This window comes from Microseira sp. BLCC-F43, from assembly GCF_041929235.1.
Lineage (GTDB): Bacteria > Cyanobacteriota > Cyanobacteriia > Cyanobacteriales > Aerosakkonemataceae > Microseira.
Map to the genome: position 1 here is coordinate 1 of NZ_JBHFNP010000345.1, position 15,585 is coordinate 15,585.

10 protein-coding genes are annotated in these 15,585 nt (G+C 49.3%); 1 reads left to right on the forward strand and 9 read right to left on the reverse strand.

Annotation, left to right across the window (positions count from 1 at the left end; translation table 11 throughout):
- Window positions 1–168: 168 nt before the first annotated feature.
- From ACE1CM_RS45555 to ACE1CM_RS45580, 6 genes are all read right to left on the reverse strand, one after another.
- Entirely contained in the window at window positions 169–528 is a 360-nt protein-coding gene (locus ACE1CM_RS45555) for a rhodanese-like domain-containing protein (protein WP_374886207.1), read from the reverse strand.
- A 32-nt stretch (window positions 529–560) separates the two neighbouring features.
- Window positions 561–827, reverse strand: coding sequence for a hypothetical protein (locus ACE1CM_RS45560; RefSeq protein WP_374886209.1), 267 nt, complete (start codon window positions 825–827; stop codon window positions 561–563).
- 441 nt (window positions 828–1,268) lie between these two features.
- A complete protein-coding gene (locus ACE1CM_RS45565) occupies window positions 1,269–4,181 on the reverse strand; it encodes an SdrD B-like domain-containing protein (protein WP_374886221.1) in 2,913 nt (970 codons plus the stop codon).
- On the reverse strand, window positions 4,105–5,565 hold the full coding sequence (locus ACE1CM_RS45570) for a S8 family serine peptidase (protein WP_374886211.1): 1,461 nt from the start codon (window positions 5,563–5,565) through the stop codon (window positions 4,105–4,107). Before ACE1CM_RS45570 ends, ACE1CM_RS45565 begins: the two co-directional genes overlap by 77 nt.
- Complete coding sequence (locus tag ACE1CM_RS45575; protein ID WP_374886213.1) at window positions 5,541–6,770, reverse strand: RNA-guided endonuclease InsQ/TnpB family protein; 1,230 nt, start codon at window positions 6,768–6,770, stop codon at window positions 5,541–5,543. Before ACE1CM_RS45575 ends, ACE1CM_RS45570 begins: the two co-directional genes overlap by 25 nt.
- Before the next feature lie 68 nt (window positions 6,771–6,838).
- Window positions 6,839–7,366: a hypothetical protein gene (locus tag ACE1CM_RS45580; RefSeq protein WP_374886215.1), complete on the reverse strand. Its 528-nt coding sequence runs from the start codon at window positions 7,364–7,366 to the stop codon at window positions 6,839–6,841.
- Between the two features lie 915 nt (window positions 7,367–8,281).
- Between ACE1CM_RS45580 and ACE1CM_RS45585 the strand changes: the two genes are divergently transcribed.
- Window positions 8,282–10,522: a S8 family serine peptidase gene (locus ACE1CM_RS45585; protein ID WP_374886216.1), complete on the forward strand. Its 2,241-nt coding sequence runs from the start codon at window positions 8,282–8,284 to the stop codon at window positions 10,520–10,522.
- 63 nt (window positions 10,523–10,585) lie between these two features.
- On the opposite strand, the gene mrdA is transcribed toward ACE1CM_RS45585, so the two are convergent.
- The 3 genes from mrdA to ACE1CM_RS45600 all read right to left on the reverse strand — a co-directional run bounded on the left by mrdA (window position 10,586) and on the right by ACE1CM_RS45600 (window position 15,336).
- Complete coding sequence (gene mrdA / locus ACE1CM_RS45590) at window positions 10,586–12,400, reverse strand: penicillin-binding protein 2 (protein WP_374886218.1); 1,815 nt, start codon at window positions 12,398–12,400, stop codon at window positions 10,586–10,588.
- Between the two features lie 82 nt (window positions 12,401–12,482).
- Window positions 12,483–12,644: a hypothetical protein gene (locus tag ACE1CM_RS45595; RefSeq protein ID WP_374886219.1), complete on the reverse strand. Its 162-nt coding sequence runs from the start codon at window positions 12,642–12,644 to the stop codon at window positions 12,483–12,485.
- Window positions 12,645–12,717: 73 nt separating this feature from the next.
- Window positions 12,718–15,336 carry a tyrosinase family protein gene (locus tag ACE1CM_RS45600; protein ID WP_374886222.1) on the reverse strand — a complete coding sequence of 873 codons (2,619 nt, stop codon included), beginning with the start codon at window positions 15,334–15,336 and terminating at the stop codon, window positions 12,718–12,720.
- Between the last annotated feature and the right edge of the window lie 249 nt (window positions 15,337–15,585).

The following is a 15,585-nucleotide window of genomic DNA, read 5'->3' on the forward strand; positions in this document are numbered from 1 at the left end:
CAACGAATTTTAGTTTTAGCGTGATAGTTACTCTGCTCATGTTATTATTATAACACAGACTTACCCAAATAGGTAATATGACGGCGGTTAAAACCGCTCGCGTCGCTTTTCATCCACCACTTAAAAGATGGTAGCTTTCAAGCTCCCGCCGTTATAGGTAAATGTGATTTAATACCGGGGAACTGAAGCATCGACCAAAATAGAATAAGCATCAATCCCGCCGACTACATTTTTAACGTTGGTGAACCCCTGATTGATCAACCATTGACACATTTGTGCCGATCTAATGCCGTGGTGACACATGACGAGAGTTTCTGCATGAGGATCGAAGCGAGTCTGAATTTGCCCAGACCAAGAGTTGAATTCGCTTAAAGGGAGGACTTCAAAGCCATCGACGTGAGCGATCGCTACTTCATCTGGTTCTCGGACATCTATTAACTGTATCCCATCCGTGGTAGATGCTAGACGGCTAGCCAATTCCTCAACGCCGATCTCAGGGATGGGTTGACTAAAAAATTGAGCAGACATGAGCCAAGGGAGAAACTTACACTCAAACTATATCAATCCTCGGAACGATGCGCTTGCTTTTGCTGCTCCATAAACTGCTTACAAGCAATCCGACGATTCTCCATAAACTGATGCCAAAAACCGGGATAGATATCGTCCATCGTTTTCGCGATCGCCCACACTTCCATACCCATCAGATTGTACAGCGATCGATCCGCTCGTTGCAGCTCCTCGACCCGCTGTTGCAAATCCGCCTCTGATGCTTCTGTTGCCGTTTCTTCCTCTGATTGATCGAGTTGACGCGATTTTAGTTCCAGCATTGCAATCGCCCCCAGGTTAATTCCTCTTTATAATATCGTAATAACCACTAGCAATTAAGTAAAAAATAATACTTGATCGCTATCGAATCAGAAAGTAAAACTGTTATTTTACTTTGAGATTGTGATGCTACCACCTGACCGTTAATGCGTAGCTTACGATACTAATCAAGTGTAAGCATTCCAATTGAGGATCGATCCATAAAAAAATATAACTTGATAAAAGCTTTAATATCTTCTTATATGCTTGACAATCGGCAGCGATACTGGTATAAGTAACGCTGAAAACCCCGACTTGTTTAAGAAGTCGGGGTTGTAGTCAGATCTAGCTAGAACAGGACTTACGCAAAGAAACCGGGTTTCTATGAAAAATCGTCGCTTTGGAACTAGAGATCGCAGCTTGAAACCCGGTTTCTAGGATCGTCGTGGGTAAGTCCTGTAGAACTAGACGTAGACAAAGTAGCTAGCGCCCAGATTTAAACCCGTCACTCCCGCTACGCGAGCAATCAGTTCATCATTACCACTGAACCCAGGCGTGCCATCGTTATCGCGGAAGATATCGGTATTGCCAAAACTAACAGACAGAGCGTAGTTAGAGGCAACTCCTGCTAGCTGGATGAAATCCTGGGTGGTACTAAAGTCTGTTATCAGAGCGAAATCGCTCGTCCCGCTATTGCTGGCATTGCCATCGTTATAGTAGGCTCCCTTGCTAGCATCCCCCAGAACGAAACGATCTGAGCTTAGCCCACCAATCAGAGTATCTAACTCACCTTTTCCGGGGGCGCTATTGGAGGAGTCAACGCCATTGAGGGTGTCGTTGCCATTGCCGCCAAAGAGGGAGTCATTTCCAGCACCGCCAACGATACTGTCGTTGCCATCATCACCGGAGAGGGTGTCATTTCCAGCACCGCCAACCAGGGTGTCATCATCTGCCCCGCCAGCGAGAGAATCATTGCCAGCGCCACCAACAAGCGAGTCTTTCCCATTGCCACCATTGAGGATATCGTTACCCGCCTCGCCAGAGAGGGAGTCGTTACCTTCGCCGCCGAAGAGCGAGTCATTGCCAGTACCGCCGTAGATTAAATCGCTACCTGCTAACCCATCAATCGAATCATTGCCGAAAGTGCCGTAAATCGTTTCGTTGCCGAGAGTCGCTTTGGTGTCGTTGTTGCGGATGGTACCCGTAGCTTTGGCATCGGAGATGATGGCTTTGCTAGGGTTACTCAGGTTGACAAAGAAAATCTCGTCTGGTTCAGATATGGTATCGCCAATCACCGATACCGATATCGTTTTAGTAGTATCCCCCGGATTAAACGTCAGCGTACCGCTAGCAGCGATATAGTCTTCCCCTGGTTTAGCCGTACTGTTCGCCGTGGCATACTGCACCGTCACTGTCTTGCTTGCAGGCTGAGATAGACTAACGGTGAAAGTAGCATTGGCAGTTCCTACATCCCCTTCGGTAACAGTTGCGTTACTGATAGACAGTTGAGGCACCTGTTGGTTGCCAAAATTAATGTCATTGACAATATCACCAGCACTGAGAGTGACGTTCTGGGAAGCTGGGACAGGCACACCATTGCTATCGGTCAGCTGGAAGTTATCCACTAGCAAACCGGAATCAATCCCAGTATCTCCCACATCCGCAACCCCGACAGCCACATCGTAAGTTCCACCCTTGGTGAAGGTGTAGCTGTAAGTCCCAAACTTAGTTTCTTTCAGGAAAGAAGTACCAGAAGTTACGAAAGAACTCTTTGTGCTACCCAGGGTAGTTACAGGTCCTCCTCCAATGGAAACAAAGGCAAAATCGTTGTAAGAACTTGGCGTTCCCTCGTTGGTGAGAAAGTTCCAATCAAAGCTCAACTTTGTGCCAGCAGACACCGCAATCGTCTTCTTGAGAACCGAACCTTCCGTAGCGTTGCCATTGCCCAAGCTGTCCAACTTGCCTGGGGTCAAACCCAGGTAGGTTTCCAGGTTCGCATCGCTGAAGGAACCGATGCCGTTGGTAATCAAAGCATCATAAATCCCATCTGTCGGACCAGATTTAAACGCATCGGTTTGGATGGTAGCGTTGCCTTTGGTTTCCCAACTGGTAAAGTCACCCGTTTCAAAACTCTTATTGGTGGGGTTTACTGGACTTGTCTGCTGCCAACCGTTTTGCATGACTTCGGCGACGGTGTAAGTCCCCGGTTCCAGGTCGGTGAAAGCATAATTGCCATTAGCATCGGTGACGACCGCGATTTCCCCTTGGTCGAGCTGATGATTCTGGTTGGCATCTAAATACATCGTCCAGTTTGCCAGTCCCGGTTCATCGGGGTCTTGCACTCCATCCCCATTTTGGTCGTTCCACTTGATGCCTTTGATTTCTGCGGGTAGTTGCTTGTTGCCAAAGTCAATACCTTTGACAGTTTCTCCTGGATTAACCGTGACTGTGTGGGAACCGGGCAAGGGGTTGCCTGCGTCATCTGTCAGAGAGAAGTTATCTATTAGCAGACCGGAATCGGCTACAGTATCTCCCACATCCACCACCCCGACAGCTACCGTATAGGTTCCAGCAGTCGTGAAGGTTTGGGAGAAGGTGCCGAATCCGGTCTCTTCCTCAAAAATGGTGGGAGAAGTCACGAAAGAACTCTTGGTGTTAGCCAGAGTGTTCGAGGGATTCGACCCGATAGAAACGAAGGCAAAATCGTTGAAGGAACTCGGCGTCGCCTCGTTGGTCAGGAAGTTCCAATCGAAGGTTAATTTAGCCCCTTTAGGCACGGAGATTGTTTGTTTGATAACCGACCCTTCGGTGGCGTTGCCATTACCCAAGGCGTCTAAGCTTCCAGCTGCTGACCCCAGGAAAGTTTCCAGGTCGGCATCGCTGACCGAACCAACGCCGTTGGTAATCAAAGCGTCATAAGTACCATTGGTCGGAGTAGCACCATAGGCGGCTGTTTGGATGCTGGTATTGCCCTTGGTTTGCCAACTGGTGAAGTTACCCGTTTCAAAACTCTTGTTGCCCGGGGCGCCAGGGGAAGTTTGCGTCCAACCCTGTTTCACCACTTCAGCTACCGTGTAGGTGTCCGGTGCTAGGTTTTTGAAGCTGTATTCGCCGTTGACGCCAGTGGTGGTGAAAGTCTCGCCTGGGTCGAGAATACCGTCTTTGTCGCTGTCTAGGAAGAGCGTCCAGCCTGCAAGTCCGGCTTCGCTGGCGTCTTTAGTACCGTCGCCGTCCGTGTCTTTCCACTTGATGCCTTGGATTTGTCCAGGGAGTGCCTTGTCACCAAAGTCGATGTTGGTTTCAATCTCGCCCCCCTCCAGAATCACCGTTTGCACCCCGTTTGGCGGGAAGGTCGGCTGCCAGCCAGTCTGCTGCACTTCGGCAACTTGATAAGTTCCGGCACGCCAAGTCGGTAAAGGTATAGTTGCCATTAGCATCGGTTTGAGCGGACAGTTCGGCAGGATCGAACACACCGTTGTTGTTCTGGTCTAGATAAATTTTCCGGTCTTTGAGTCCCGGTTCGCCGATATCTTTGATGCCGTCGCCGTCTAAGTCGTTCCATTGAGTGCCTTTGATCGCACCAAAGTTAGTGTTGCGGTTGCCGAAGTTAATGTCTTCAACAATCTGGTTGGCTGCCACATTTACCGCGTGGCTACCCGTTCCAGTTGGGAAGGTCTGCGCCCAATCTGGTTGGGGAACCTCGGCTACGGTGTAAGTACCTGGTTCCAAATTGATCAGGGTATAAGCACCAGAGGCGTCGGTGGTGGTAGAGGTTTCTCCTGGGTCTAGCTGACCATTGTTGTTCTGGTCTAGATAAATCTTCCAGCCTGCTAAACCAGACTCGTTGTTGTCTTTGATACCATCAACGTCTTTGTCATTCCACTTGATGCCGCTAATCGCACCTTTACCCGGTTGCAGCAGGAGTGAGTTAAAAGCGTTGAGTCGTCCTCCAGAAACGGTTTTTCCGTCTAAGGCAGCAATGGGATCGGCGAAGTTCAGTATCCGATCCTTAACCTGCTGTGCGGTTAGGTCCGGGTATTGCGACCACATCAAACTGGCAACCCCAGCTACGTGGGGAGTTGCCATCGAGGTGCCGCTGTAGGTGCCGTAGCTGTTATTCGGTAGGGTGCTGTAGATATTAGCTCCAGGCGCACCTAAGTCTACGGATGTGGCACCGTAATTGGAAAAATAGGCTAAGGCGTCGTTGTGGTCTGTGGCGGCAACCGAGATGATGCTATCTAGGTTGTAGCTGGCGGGATAGAAGGGGTTCGCGTCGTTGTTGTTGCCGTAATCATTCCCAGCGGCGGCAATAAATAATTGTCCGGCAGTACCGGCGGCGGCGATCGCATCATACAATCCTTGGGAATAACCACCACCACCCCAACTATTGTTGGTCAGCTTCGCACCCTTTTGCGTGGCATATTCCACCGCTTTAATTGCGTTGAAGGTGGTGCCAGAACCAGAAGCACTCAGGAACTTCAGTCCCATGATGTTAGCTGACCAGCTTACCCCCGTAACGCCGTTGCTGTTATTGCCTTTGCCAGCAATCGTGCCTGATACGTGAGTACCGTGTCCGTTATCGTCAAATGGATTGCTGTCATTGTTGACAAAGTCCCATCCGTGGATGTCATCCACGTACCCGTTGCCGTCATTATCGATTCCATCTCCGGCAATTTCTCCCGGATTTGTCCAAATGTTGGCAGCTAGATCCGGGTGATTTTGACATCCTCCCCGCCCTAGAAGTGCGGGGATTCCAAACATCGCTGTTTGGGCTTCCTCTTTCTGTGAGTCGGCTTACTTGGAGGAGTTTCCTCACCCAAGCAGAGGTCGTTCTCTCCAGAGGCGTTTGACGTTCCCGTGTGTCCCACGGTACGGAGCGCTAGCTCAAGTATGTTGATGGCAGCGTTCCAGTCCCTGTCCAGTACAAGCAAACACTTACCACATCGGTGTGTTCTTGTGCTGAGAGACTTTTTGACAACGCTGCCACACCTAGAGCAATTCTGGCTGGTATAGTGAGGCCCAACGGCAACCGTTACCACGCCAAACACTTTGCCAAAATACTCTAACCAGTCACGGAATGTTGACCAAGCTGCATCAGATATCGACAAGGACAGCTTCTTGTTCTTAACTAAGTTACGCACCTTCAAATCCTCGTAAGCAACCAAGTCGTTAGACTGGACTACGCATCTTGCCAACTTGACAGCAAAATCTTGACGCTGCCTACTTACTTTGAGGTGTTTGCAACCTAGCTTTTTTCTTGCTTTGGCTCTATTTTTGGAGCCTTTCTCTGTTCTCGACAGTCTGCGGGATAAACGTTTGAGAGCTTTTTCCGACTTTCGCAGATAACGTGGGTTTTCCATCGTCTCTCCATTACTGTCGGTATAGAAGTGATTGAGTCCCACATCTAGCCCAATAGTCTTCTTCGTCGGCTCCCTCTTTTCTACTCGCTCTATATCTAAGCAGAATTGAGCGTAGTAGCCATCAGCGCGACGCACGACTCGTACCCGCTTAATCTGGTTCAACTGGTCGAAGTGCAGGTCGCGAGTTCCCCAAAGTTTGAAGGTTCCTGCTTTGAAGCCATCGGTGAAGGTGATATACCTTCTATCCTCTGATAACTTCCAGCCACAGGTCTTGTATTCAACAGAACCATGTGTTTGATGTTTCTTGAACTTAGGAAATCCCTTCTTACCAGGCTTGCCCTTTTTGCAGTTATTATAAAATCGTGCAATAGCAGACCAAGTGCGTTCAGCTGATGCCTGACGCGCCATTGAGTTAAGCTTGTTTGCCCAAGGAAACTCCTTAGCAAGTACTGCACAATAAGCGCTTAGATCGGATCTGCCGACACCCTTGTTTTCGAGCCAGTACTTGAGGCAAGAGTTTCTCATAAAACGGGCAGTACGAATGGCTTCATCTAGCCGCTCGTACTGCCCGTTTGTTCCTTCTAACTTCACCTCAAAAACTAACATCTTTATCGTCTGCGCGTTAGTATAAATTCTAGCACAGATATTGGAAGCCGCCCTGAAAGGGCAGGGCTTTAAACCCAATTTTTTCGGTAATCTACCCCCGTATCAATCACCCCAACCACAACATTATTGCCGGTTTGAATATTCCAGGCTTCCGGTGCATCGATGTCGGCATCCAGCTTTCCACCTGTCTGTCCGGTATTGTTTAGCCCCCAAAGTTGGTCAAAACTAGGATCGTTGGGGGTTGCATCCAAACTGCGGAGATAGTTGCGTTCGATATATTCGATCCTGGAATCGTTGCCAAAGGTGGCGATCGCTTGATCTGTGGTGAGATTTCTCAGTTCCCACAGTTGAATACCCAGATTTGTTGTTGTGCCGAGAACTGTAGCACCCAGACTTTGTTGCAAAGTCTCGATGTCTGCTGTCTTAACTCCTGAGCTGAACTTGACAATCACCTGGTTGGGGACATATTCTGCATCAAAAACTCGGTTGGGGCGATCGCCCAAGTTCTCGTCACGTCGCGAGACAGTTTGATTTTCCAGCTGCTGTTGTTGCTGACCAAACCCCATTATGTCGTCGATCGGTTGATTGTTTTGCATACTTTGCTTCTAGCGAGCATTAGTGTTCGTTTGAACTAGCGGTAGCTGCACCAAGCTTGCCCTTGTCTCATGCTTCCTGCTAAAACTTGGTCATAACTGATGCAGGGTTTACTGACTTTCACGTTTTTGCCCCATGAAAATCCGCCAACCCCCTTTTTTTAAGTGCGCTTGGCATCGGTTCCGTCGGTATTGCAAGGCCGCGATAACTGGCAAAAAGAATTACTTCTCTTCGCCGTAAAAATACTTAAACAACGCTTTTGTAGCTTATTTGTAGCTTATTTACTACAATTTCAGCTTAGCTAAAGCTTCACAAAAGCGTCAAGGAATTCCGGCAACACTTTACAAAGTTTTGTGACTTGTCGTGCTAAAATATACCGAAATTAAGCAACGCGGTTGATTCAGCCAGATATGGGTGGCTAACTTCTGGGTCACTTTGACTTTACAAAAATATAAGATCGGGTAGTTGAGTGGCTCAGACACTAGGAATGGCATGGGATGATTTCTCCTTTAGGGGGAATGGGGCGATATGCCTACCTTCCGCTGCGCGATCGCTGCGATAATATTGATTAAAAACAACGGCTGCTTGAGATTGAGCTGGATAAATACTTGAGATTGCCTGACTTATGCTTGACTATGGCGCGACATGCACTTGAGCAAATGCAAACCCAAAGAACATGTGTCAGGCAATACAAAGTAATACGATTTTTCCCTGAGAACGCGATCGCGCGGATTTGTGGCGAAAAGTCAGGGATTTGGCTAGCGAACCCATCTGGCGCATGTATCTAAATAGGTATTTTGAAGCTTTTATAAAGCTAATTTAAAGATTTTGTAATTTTTAGGTAAAACTCTTTCTGTAGCCCATAATACCGAAAACTCCCCTGTATAGTGGAAGTACGATCCCTAAGGGGGTTATTTATGCTATTCGACAATCCAGGGCAATCATCCGGTACGTATAGGGTTCTAAATATCACTTCCAGTCCCCAGACGGTTACCGATTCTATCGACGCCGTTGACCCCTACGATCTTTATCAGTTCACTCTTAGCAGTCGCAGCGGCTGCCACATGTCCCTCAGCGGCATGAGCGCGAATGCTGACATGCAGCTGCTATCTGATAGCCGTCAGGTGTTGCAAAGTTGGACCAATGCCAGCACAAGCAACGAAACCGTTGATACAATCTTAGATCCAGGCACTTACTACATCAAGATTTATCCATTTGGTGCTCCCAGCACCGCTTACAATTTTAGCGTGTCTGCCATCCCATCGAGTAACGCGCCAGAGACTTCTAGCGACAGCATCACAAACGACATTGTAACCAATTTTACCAACATTTCCATTCCCAATCCAGGCGACACATCTAGCCAACAAGACTTGACAAATTGGACAGGTTTGGCAGCTAATCCAATCCCTCCGAGTGTCAGCCCCAATCCACCTGCGATATTACCTATTAATACTGTTCCAAATTTTACTAATTTTAGCGTAATTGATGCTTCCGGCGATAACACTCTCGATACTGTGTTTAAAGGCGGAGCGCTCCGGGTTAGCTATGAATTAGCCAATGGAGCATCTGTGTCAAAGGTTGAGCTGGAAGTTGTGCAATTTGATCGTATTGTAGGTAGTTTAGGAAATTGGACTGGGAATAAATTATCTGATAATCTGATTAATCTAGCAAACTTTTCAAGTCTATCTGAGGGCGAATATCTAGTTCGCGCAATTGGAACTACAACTAGCGGTCAAAAGATTTTCTCCCCCTTCCAAAGCATAGAAATTTTACCTTGGAATAAAAGCATTGGCACATTTACTGCAGACACGCTGAATTACTCGAACGTACCGGGAGAAGGAGCAGTATTTCTGGGACGCGGCGGCACAGATACCCTCAATCTTGCCGGAATTTCTCGCAATGATGTGACGAGCATCAATGGCATGAAGCTCAGTGGGTTCAATCCATTGTCCAACTCGACAGCGAATCAAGCAATTTTTAAAGGGACAGCCTTTGATTATTTAACCCTGGCTAATGGAGGAGAAATATATTTTCAAGGAATTGAAAATCTCAAATTTGCAGACGGGACAAATTTAGAACTGCAAGTTCGCCCCAACGATTGGTATTTTGATTATCAGTGGAATCTGCACGTATCGGATGTAGATAGCGCTTGGCGCTTTACTCAAGGAGCGAATAACGTATTATTGGCTTCTTTAGATACGGGAATATTGACAGCACCGGGAGCAAGCGGCAGCATCGTTGATATAGCACAGGGGCGTTTGATAACCGCTCCAACCGACGATGATAACGAAGACGATGACAATAACCCGAATAACGGCACGACTACTTACGGACACGGTCATTCGTCGATTAGTATTATGTCGTCAACGGCTAACAACAATTCTGGGATTGCTGGCATCAATTGGAACAGCAAAGTATACGTGAACGACGTGTACCAGGGTGTGTCTTTACTGCAAGCGATTGGTGACACAATTAATTACGCACGCGCCAATAATATGCGAGTTGTATTCCAAGGAGGAATTCAAGGGGATGGTTGGCTAAATTATTGGGGGGCTACGCGGGAGCAACTCGAACAGCTAATCGAAAAAAACTCGGATATTGCCCTGTTTGCAGTTGGTGCGGGGAATGGCGGTCCAGGCGGTAATTTCGCCGATCCAAACTATCTAACCAGCGTTAATGGTCTGGCAAGGCTGGAAACAACGCACAGCAACGTCATGTCAGTTGGCGCATTGCAAACCATAGGGGATGTTAATGGGGTACGTCAGTGGCAATACGAGTGGGTGAATGGTTTATTAAACGCCAAGGTGGCAAATATTGCACCATATTCTAATCGCGGGTCTAATTTGACCTTAATGGCGGCAACAGATTCGCCCGCGATGGATAAATATGGCAGTGTGAATTATTTTCCCGGAACTTCTGCTGCCAATCCCAATTTAGCTGGCATTGCCTCGCTAGTTTGGAGTGTCAATCCCAACTTAAATGCAGGGCAGGTGCGTCAAATTTTGACCAATACGGCAATGGACTTGGGTGTCCCAGGGCGGGATAATACCTTTGGTTATGGGTTAGTCAATGCTGATGCTGCGGTGCGTCGGGCTTGGGCGCTACAAAGAAGTTCCGATCTGGCTAATCTTTACGGGGGTAGTTCGTTGCTGGTTTAGCTAATAGCTAATGGCTAATGGCAAAAAACAATTAGCAATTAGCCATTAGCCATTACCCATTAGCTATTTGCGTTGATTGAAATAAGTTCTGAAGACCTCGCGGGCGATGGGAACCGCAGTGACGCCGCCGTAGCCACCATTTTCGACGACGACCGCGATCGCTATGGTCGGTTTGTTTAGCGGGGCATAACCCACAAACACGGCATTGCTTCGGCGACCGTGGGGTACTTCCGCCGTCCCCGTCTTACCTGCTGTTGGAGGAAGGGAACCATCGTTGAGCTTTTTAGCAGTTCCTTGTGTTACCGCAGCTCTGAGTCCAGAACGAATGGCATCAACTGCGTCTGGGGCTAGACCTGTGGGTTCTGGTTTATATTCGGCGGTTTTAGTTTGATCGGCAAGCAAATGGGGTTTAACGCGCATCCCGCCGTTAGCGATCGCCGATACCACCACCGCCATTTCTAAGGGAGTCGTCAGCACCAAGCCTTGACCGATGGACATGCTAATGGTATCCCCTGGATACCAGGGTTCTTTATAAAGCTTCTCTTTTTCCTCCGGCGTCGGGAGACTGCCATGAGTGCCTCCCGGCAACTTCAGATCGGTTACGTTGCCAATTCCCAGCTTACGACCCCACTTAGAAATTTCCTCCGGCCCTACTTTTAGCCCCATGCGGTAAAAGAAGGTATTGCTGCTAACCGCTAGCGCCTGACGAAAGCCAATTACGCCATAACCGCTGCCCGAGTGTTCCCCGAAAAAGAATCCACCCAGACTGATACCAGCCGAGGTAGCAATCCTTGAGCCTGGGGAATATTTACCAGAACCCATCCCCGCCGCCGAGGTGACAATTTTGAACGTACTGCCGGGTGGATAGCCTTGCAAGGCGCGATTGAGAAACGGCTTGTTGCGTGCCTGAAGGCTCTGCCACTCAGCCCTAGACACCTTGCGCGTAAAGAAATTCGGGTCAAACCTGGGGCTGCTAGCCAGCGCCAAAACTGCCCCCGTTCTGGGGTCGATAACCGCGACTGCACCCCGCCGACGGCCTAGAGCTTGTTCAGCTGTTTTTTGCAGGTCGAGATCCAAGGTGAGGGTGACTTGAGCGCCCGCCTGGGGCTGACGGATGCCCATTTCCCGCAATTCTTTGCCTCTGGCATCCACTTCGATCAAGCGGCTGCCCCACATGCCTCTGATCTGTTTATCGGCGAGGCGTTCGACTCCCATTTTGCCGACAATCATCCCCACAGGAAAGTCGGGGTTTGCTTTCATATCTGCGCTCGTCGCTTCGCCGATGTATCCCAAAACGTGGGAAGCTACTTCCCCGTTGGGATAGTAACGGCTCGACTCGGCGCGGATTTCCAAACCAGGAAATTGAGTTGCCAGCTCTTCCAGGGCGACGAACGCTTCTGGGGAGAGATTTTGCGCCACCCTTACTGGCAAAGCCGATACATAGCCTGCCTGGTCTAATTTTTCCAGGATTTCCTCGCTGGGAATATCGACAATGGCGCTCAGTTTATTCGCCGTGACTTCCCATTCGGCGGGGGTTTGTTGCATGGGCCACACAAACACCGAGCGAGCTACCCGACTGGCTGCCATCACTTTGCCTTTACGGTCTACAATATTGCCTCTCGCCGATGCCATCGGGATCAGGCGCACGCGGTTTTGTTCGGCTTGCTTCCGGTAGTGCTGTCCTTGCAGCAGTTGCAGTTGCACCAAACGAGCCGTGCAAACGCTAATAAACGAAGTGACAATCAGCATCAACACGACGGCTCGGTATTTGGCGCTAGTAGGGGGCACCGCAGTTTGAGGTCTAACTGGGTGAGCCTTGCGCGAGAGGTTTGCGACACGACGCTTAGAAAGAAAAGGAATAGGAATTCTGCCAGCCATTTTGATCGGATTTGCTCTGCTAGGGAGATGTCTTTTGTATTAAAAATTAATTCCCAATCAATTGTAAGTTGATCGACCTGGTCTACTCGCCGAAGCACCAAGAAAGCACTAGGGCGATCGCAACTAAACTCAGCCACCCTGGGATGCTAAACGTCCGGATCAATTCTAAAGGGTAAAGCACGATCGCGTTAGTCACGCATAAAACGCTCAATACCAATAGGGGCAGCAAGATAATGGGGGGCATAATCACAGGGTAAGATGAGGAAGCCTTGGATGTATTATGCACGGATTCTCGCTCATCTGCCCCATTGGAGCAGTTAGATGTAATTAAAGTAACTGCTTGACAAACTCAAATCCGTAGCGTCTTTGACGATCGCAATCAGTTCATCCTCAGCAACGGTTCTCTGGTAAATTGCCGTCCCGCTGGGTAAACCCTTGGGAGAGGCAACCAGCCGATAGCCGGATGCGGAACCTGAAAGCAGGATAAAATCTTCCTTGCTGTTGAAGTCGGTAATGATAGCGTAATCGCTCAAACCCTTGTCTTTGGTGTTGCCGTCGTTGTAGTAGGCGCTGGTCTTACCTCCCAGAATAAAGTAATCTGATTCGGAACCACCCGTGAGACTATCGATCTCGCCGGTTCCAGGTCTGGAAGCTTTGGGATTGGCACCAATGACGATGTCTTTACCTTTATCCCCATAAACATCATCATCGTCCTCATCGCCGCAGACCATGTCATCGCCTTGACCGCCGTAGATCGTACTTTCGCCTTCTCCACCATAGATCGAGTCGTTGTCTTGGTTGCCGGAGAGTTTATCTTTGCCTTTCCCGTACATGCGATCGCTGCCTTTATTACCGTAAAGGACATCCTCGTCTCCATCGCCGTAGACATCGTCATCCCCTTGACCGCCGTAGAGGGTGTTATTGCCTTTACCTCCATAGAGGGTATCGTTATCTTGGTTGCCGTTGATGTCGTCGTTACCGCCGTCACCGTAGAAGAAGTCCTTGCCTTTGCCGCCAAAGACTTGGTCGTCCCCATCTCCGGCATAAAAGAAATCATCCCCATCGCCGCCAGAGATGGTGTTGTTGCCGCTGTCGCCGGAAAGGGTATCGTTGCCTTTACCACCCGTCTGGGGTGTTTCGGGTAGACCCACACCACCGCCACCGTCATTATCCAGAATCTTAGCAAGACCTTGGGCGTCGGCGATCGCAGCGCCTTTGGGGTTGCTCAAAAAGAGCGGCGCTGTTTCGTCAAACTCCGGTAACCTGTCGTCGATAACGTTTAAAGTAATAACTTGTTTGGTTTGGCCTGGATTGAACGTTATCTGACCCTTAGAGGCAATCGCACTCACATCGGGACGTCCGCCGGTAATTTGACCGCGAATTTCTCCCCCTGGCAACCTTTTGGTATGAATGTTGAGGTACAGCTTGGTATCGTCTCCGGGAGTTGCCGACTTGAGACTGGCGGTAAACTCGCTAATGGATTTAGTGGCTTTATCGGTTGTTTCCCAAACCCCGGTAATGATGGTAGAACCATCTGGGTTAATCGTAGCCTTCCAGTCGTCTGCGTCTTGACCTTTGGAAATATCTAAAACAACCGGGCCGTTGACGTTTGATGACCCGACGTGAAAGTGAACGCCAGTCACATCATCCCCTGTATCAGAGGTTTGAGGTGCTTGCCCCAACAACGGCCCAAAATCTAAGCCGGAAATTTTGGTGGCATAAGTCAGAGCATCGCCTTTGCCGTTAAGTTGGAAAAAGCCGAAGCCGGTGGCTTTGGAATTGACGGGCGGGACTTCTTGGTTGCCGGATAAAACCGTTTCGTAGGCGGTGTTGCCTTCTATGTTGGCAAATGTCAAAGCATAGTCCACCGTCACCATCTGCAAGCTTGGCTCCGACAAGCTGATGATAAAGTTTAATTCCCCGCTACTTTCCCCTACGGATGGGTCGTTGACGGAGATTTGCGGTAGAGATGGATCGATACCGGGTTGGGGGCTTGGGGGATTGGGGCTTGGAGGATTGGGGCTTGGGGGATTGGGGCTTGGGGGATTGGGGTTTTGGGTGGGTTGGCGATCGCTGGTATCGTATGTGTAACCCAGAGGTTCGGTAGCCAGCAGTTGCTCTGGAGAGACATCCCCGAAATTAAATAGGGAGTCGTTGATCTCAAGTCCAGCACTCCCAGGCGCGCCGTCTAAGGGAAGATACGGGCGAAAGTTGGGATTATTTTGGTTGCGTTCGATCCACTCATCCCAGAGGCGGTCAATGTTGGCGTGGTGCAGGAAAAAGACCGGATCGTTGGGAGAAGTCGCCAAACCCATCGCGCCACCCACCCAAACATGGGGGCGTCCGTGGGGCGTTGCTTCCACAGTGGATCGAAAGGTATCGTAGGTGGGTTGGCTGAGGGCTTCTTCTACATCCGCTTTTGTCGGTAAGTTGGCACTCCCGAAAAATACTGAGGACGGATCGAAGATGGAACCAAAGGTGCGTTGTAAAAATCGTGCCTGTCCGGTCGGATTTACTTGCGATCGCGAGTTAAACGCCAGCGTCCAAACGTTCTGCTGGTTTAGCTGCTGCGTCGGTAGATTTCGCCGCGAGACATCTGGTGCTTTAAACGGACCGGTTCGCACAAAAAAATTGTCTTGCGCTTCGCCGGAACCTCCCATAAAATCGTCGCTGAAAACGGCTCTGGTACTGTCTGACGTAGTGGGGTCCCAGTAAGGTAGGCTGACGCCTGGGTCTACCAACTGTAGTTCTTGCTCGAACCTGCGGATAAATTCGCGATGCCACGGCAGGAATGGTGGCCCACCGTGGACGGGTGGCATTTCAAACGCCATTTCTCCCCTCGCGTCTACTTGCCCAAAAGCTAGTTGGTGCAACCTGACGAAGTAATCATAGGCATTGGGAGGAGTTTCAGTCGTATTGGTTGCGGGATTAAAAATTGTGTAGGAGGAAGGTCTATTTTTTAACGCTAAAACCGCGTTGACAAACCGCTGTTTTTCTTGGGGTGTGAGATCCTTAGCGTCCTTGCGAACTTGTAGATTATCGTCATTGAGCCGCTCCTCGCTCTAAAGAGACGAGGAATCAGGCCAGGAATTAGAGTTAGCTTTTCGCTCATTAATAGCTATCTGGCTAACCGTTTCTGGCTTCATGCAGAACTGCTCTAAGGGTGAATGACTCAGCCTACTTTC

Coding starts and splice junctions, on each gene's coding strand:
- ACE1CM_RS45575 (WP_374886213.1), bottom strand. CDS start 6,770: ATGTTAGTTTTTGAGGTGAAGTTAGAAGGAACAAACGGGCAGTACGAG.
- ACE1CM_RS45580 (WP_374886215.1), bottom strand. CDS start 7,366: ATGCAAAACAATCAACCGATCGACGACATAATGGGGTTTGGTCAGCAA.
- ACE1CM_RS45555 (WP_374886207.1), bottom strand. CDS start 528: ATGTCTGCTCAATTTTTTAGTCAACCCATCCCTGAGATCGGCGTTGAG.
- mrdA (WP_374886218.1), bottom strand. CDS start 12,400: ATGGCTGGCAGAATTCCTATTCCTTTTCTTTCTAAGCGTCGTGTCGCA.
- ACE1CM_RS45595 (WP_374886219.1), bottom strand. CDS start 12,644: ATGCCCCCCATTATCTTGCTGCCCCTATTGGTATTGAGCGTTTTATGC.
- ACE1CM_RS45570 (WP_374886211.1), bottom strand. CDS start 5,565: ATGTTTGGAATCCCCGCACTTCTAGGGCGGGGAGGATGTCAAAATCAC.
- ACE1CM_RS45585 (WP_374886216.1), top strand. CDS start 8,282: ATGCTATTCGACAATCCAGGGCAATCATCCGGTACGTATAGGGTTCTA.
- ACE1CM_RS45560 (WP_374886209.1), bottom strand. CDS start 827: ATGCTGGAACTAAAATCGCGTCAACTCGATCAATCAGAGGAAGAAACG.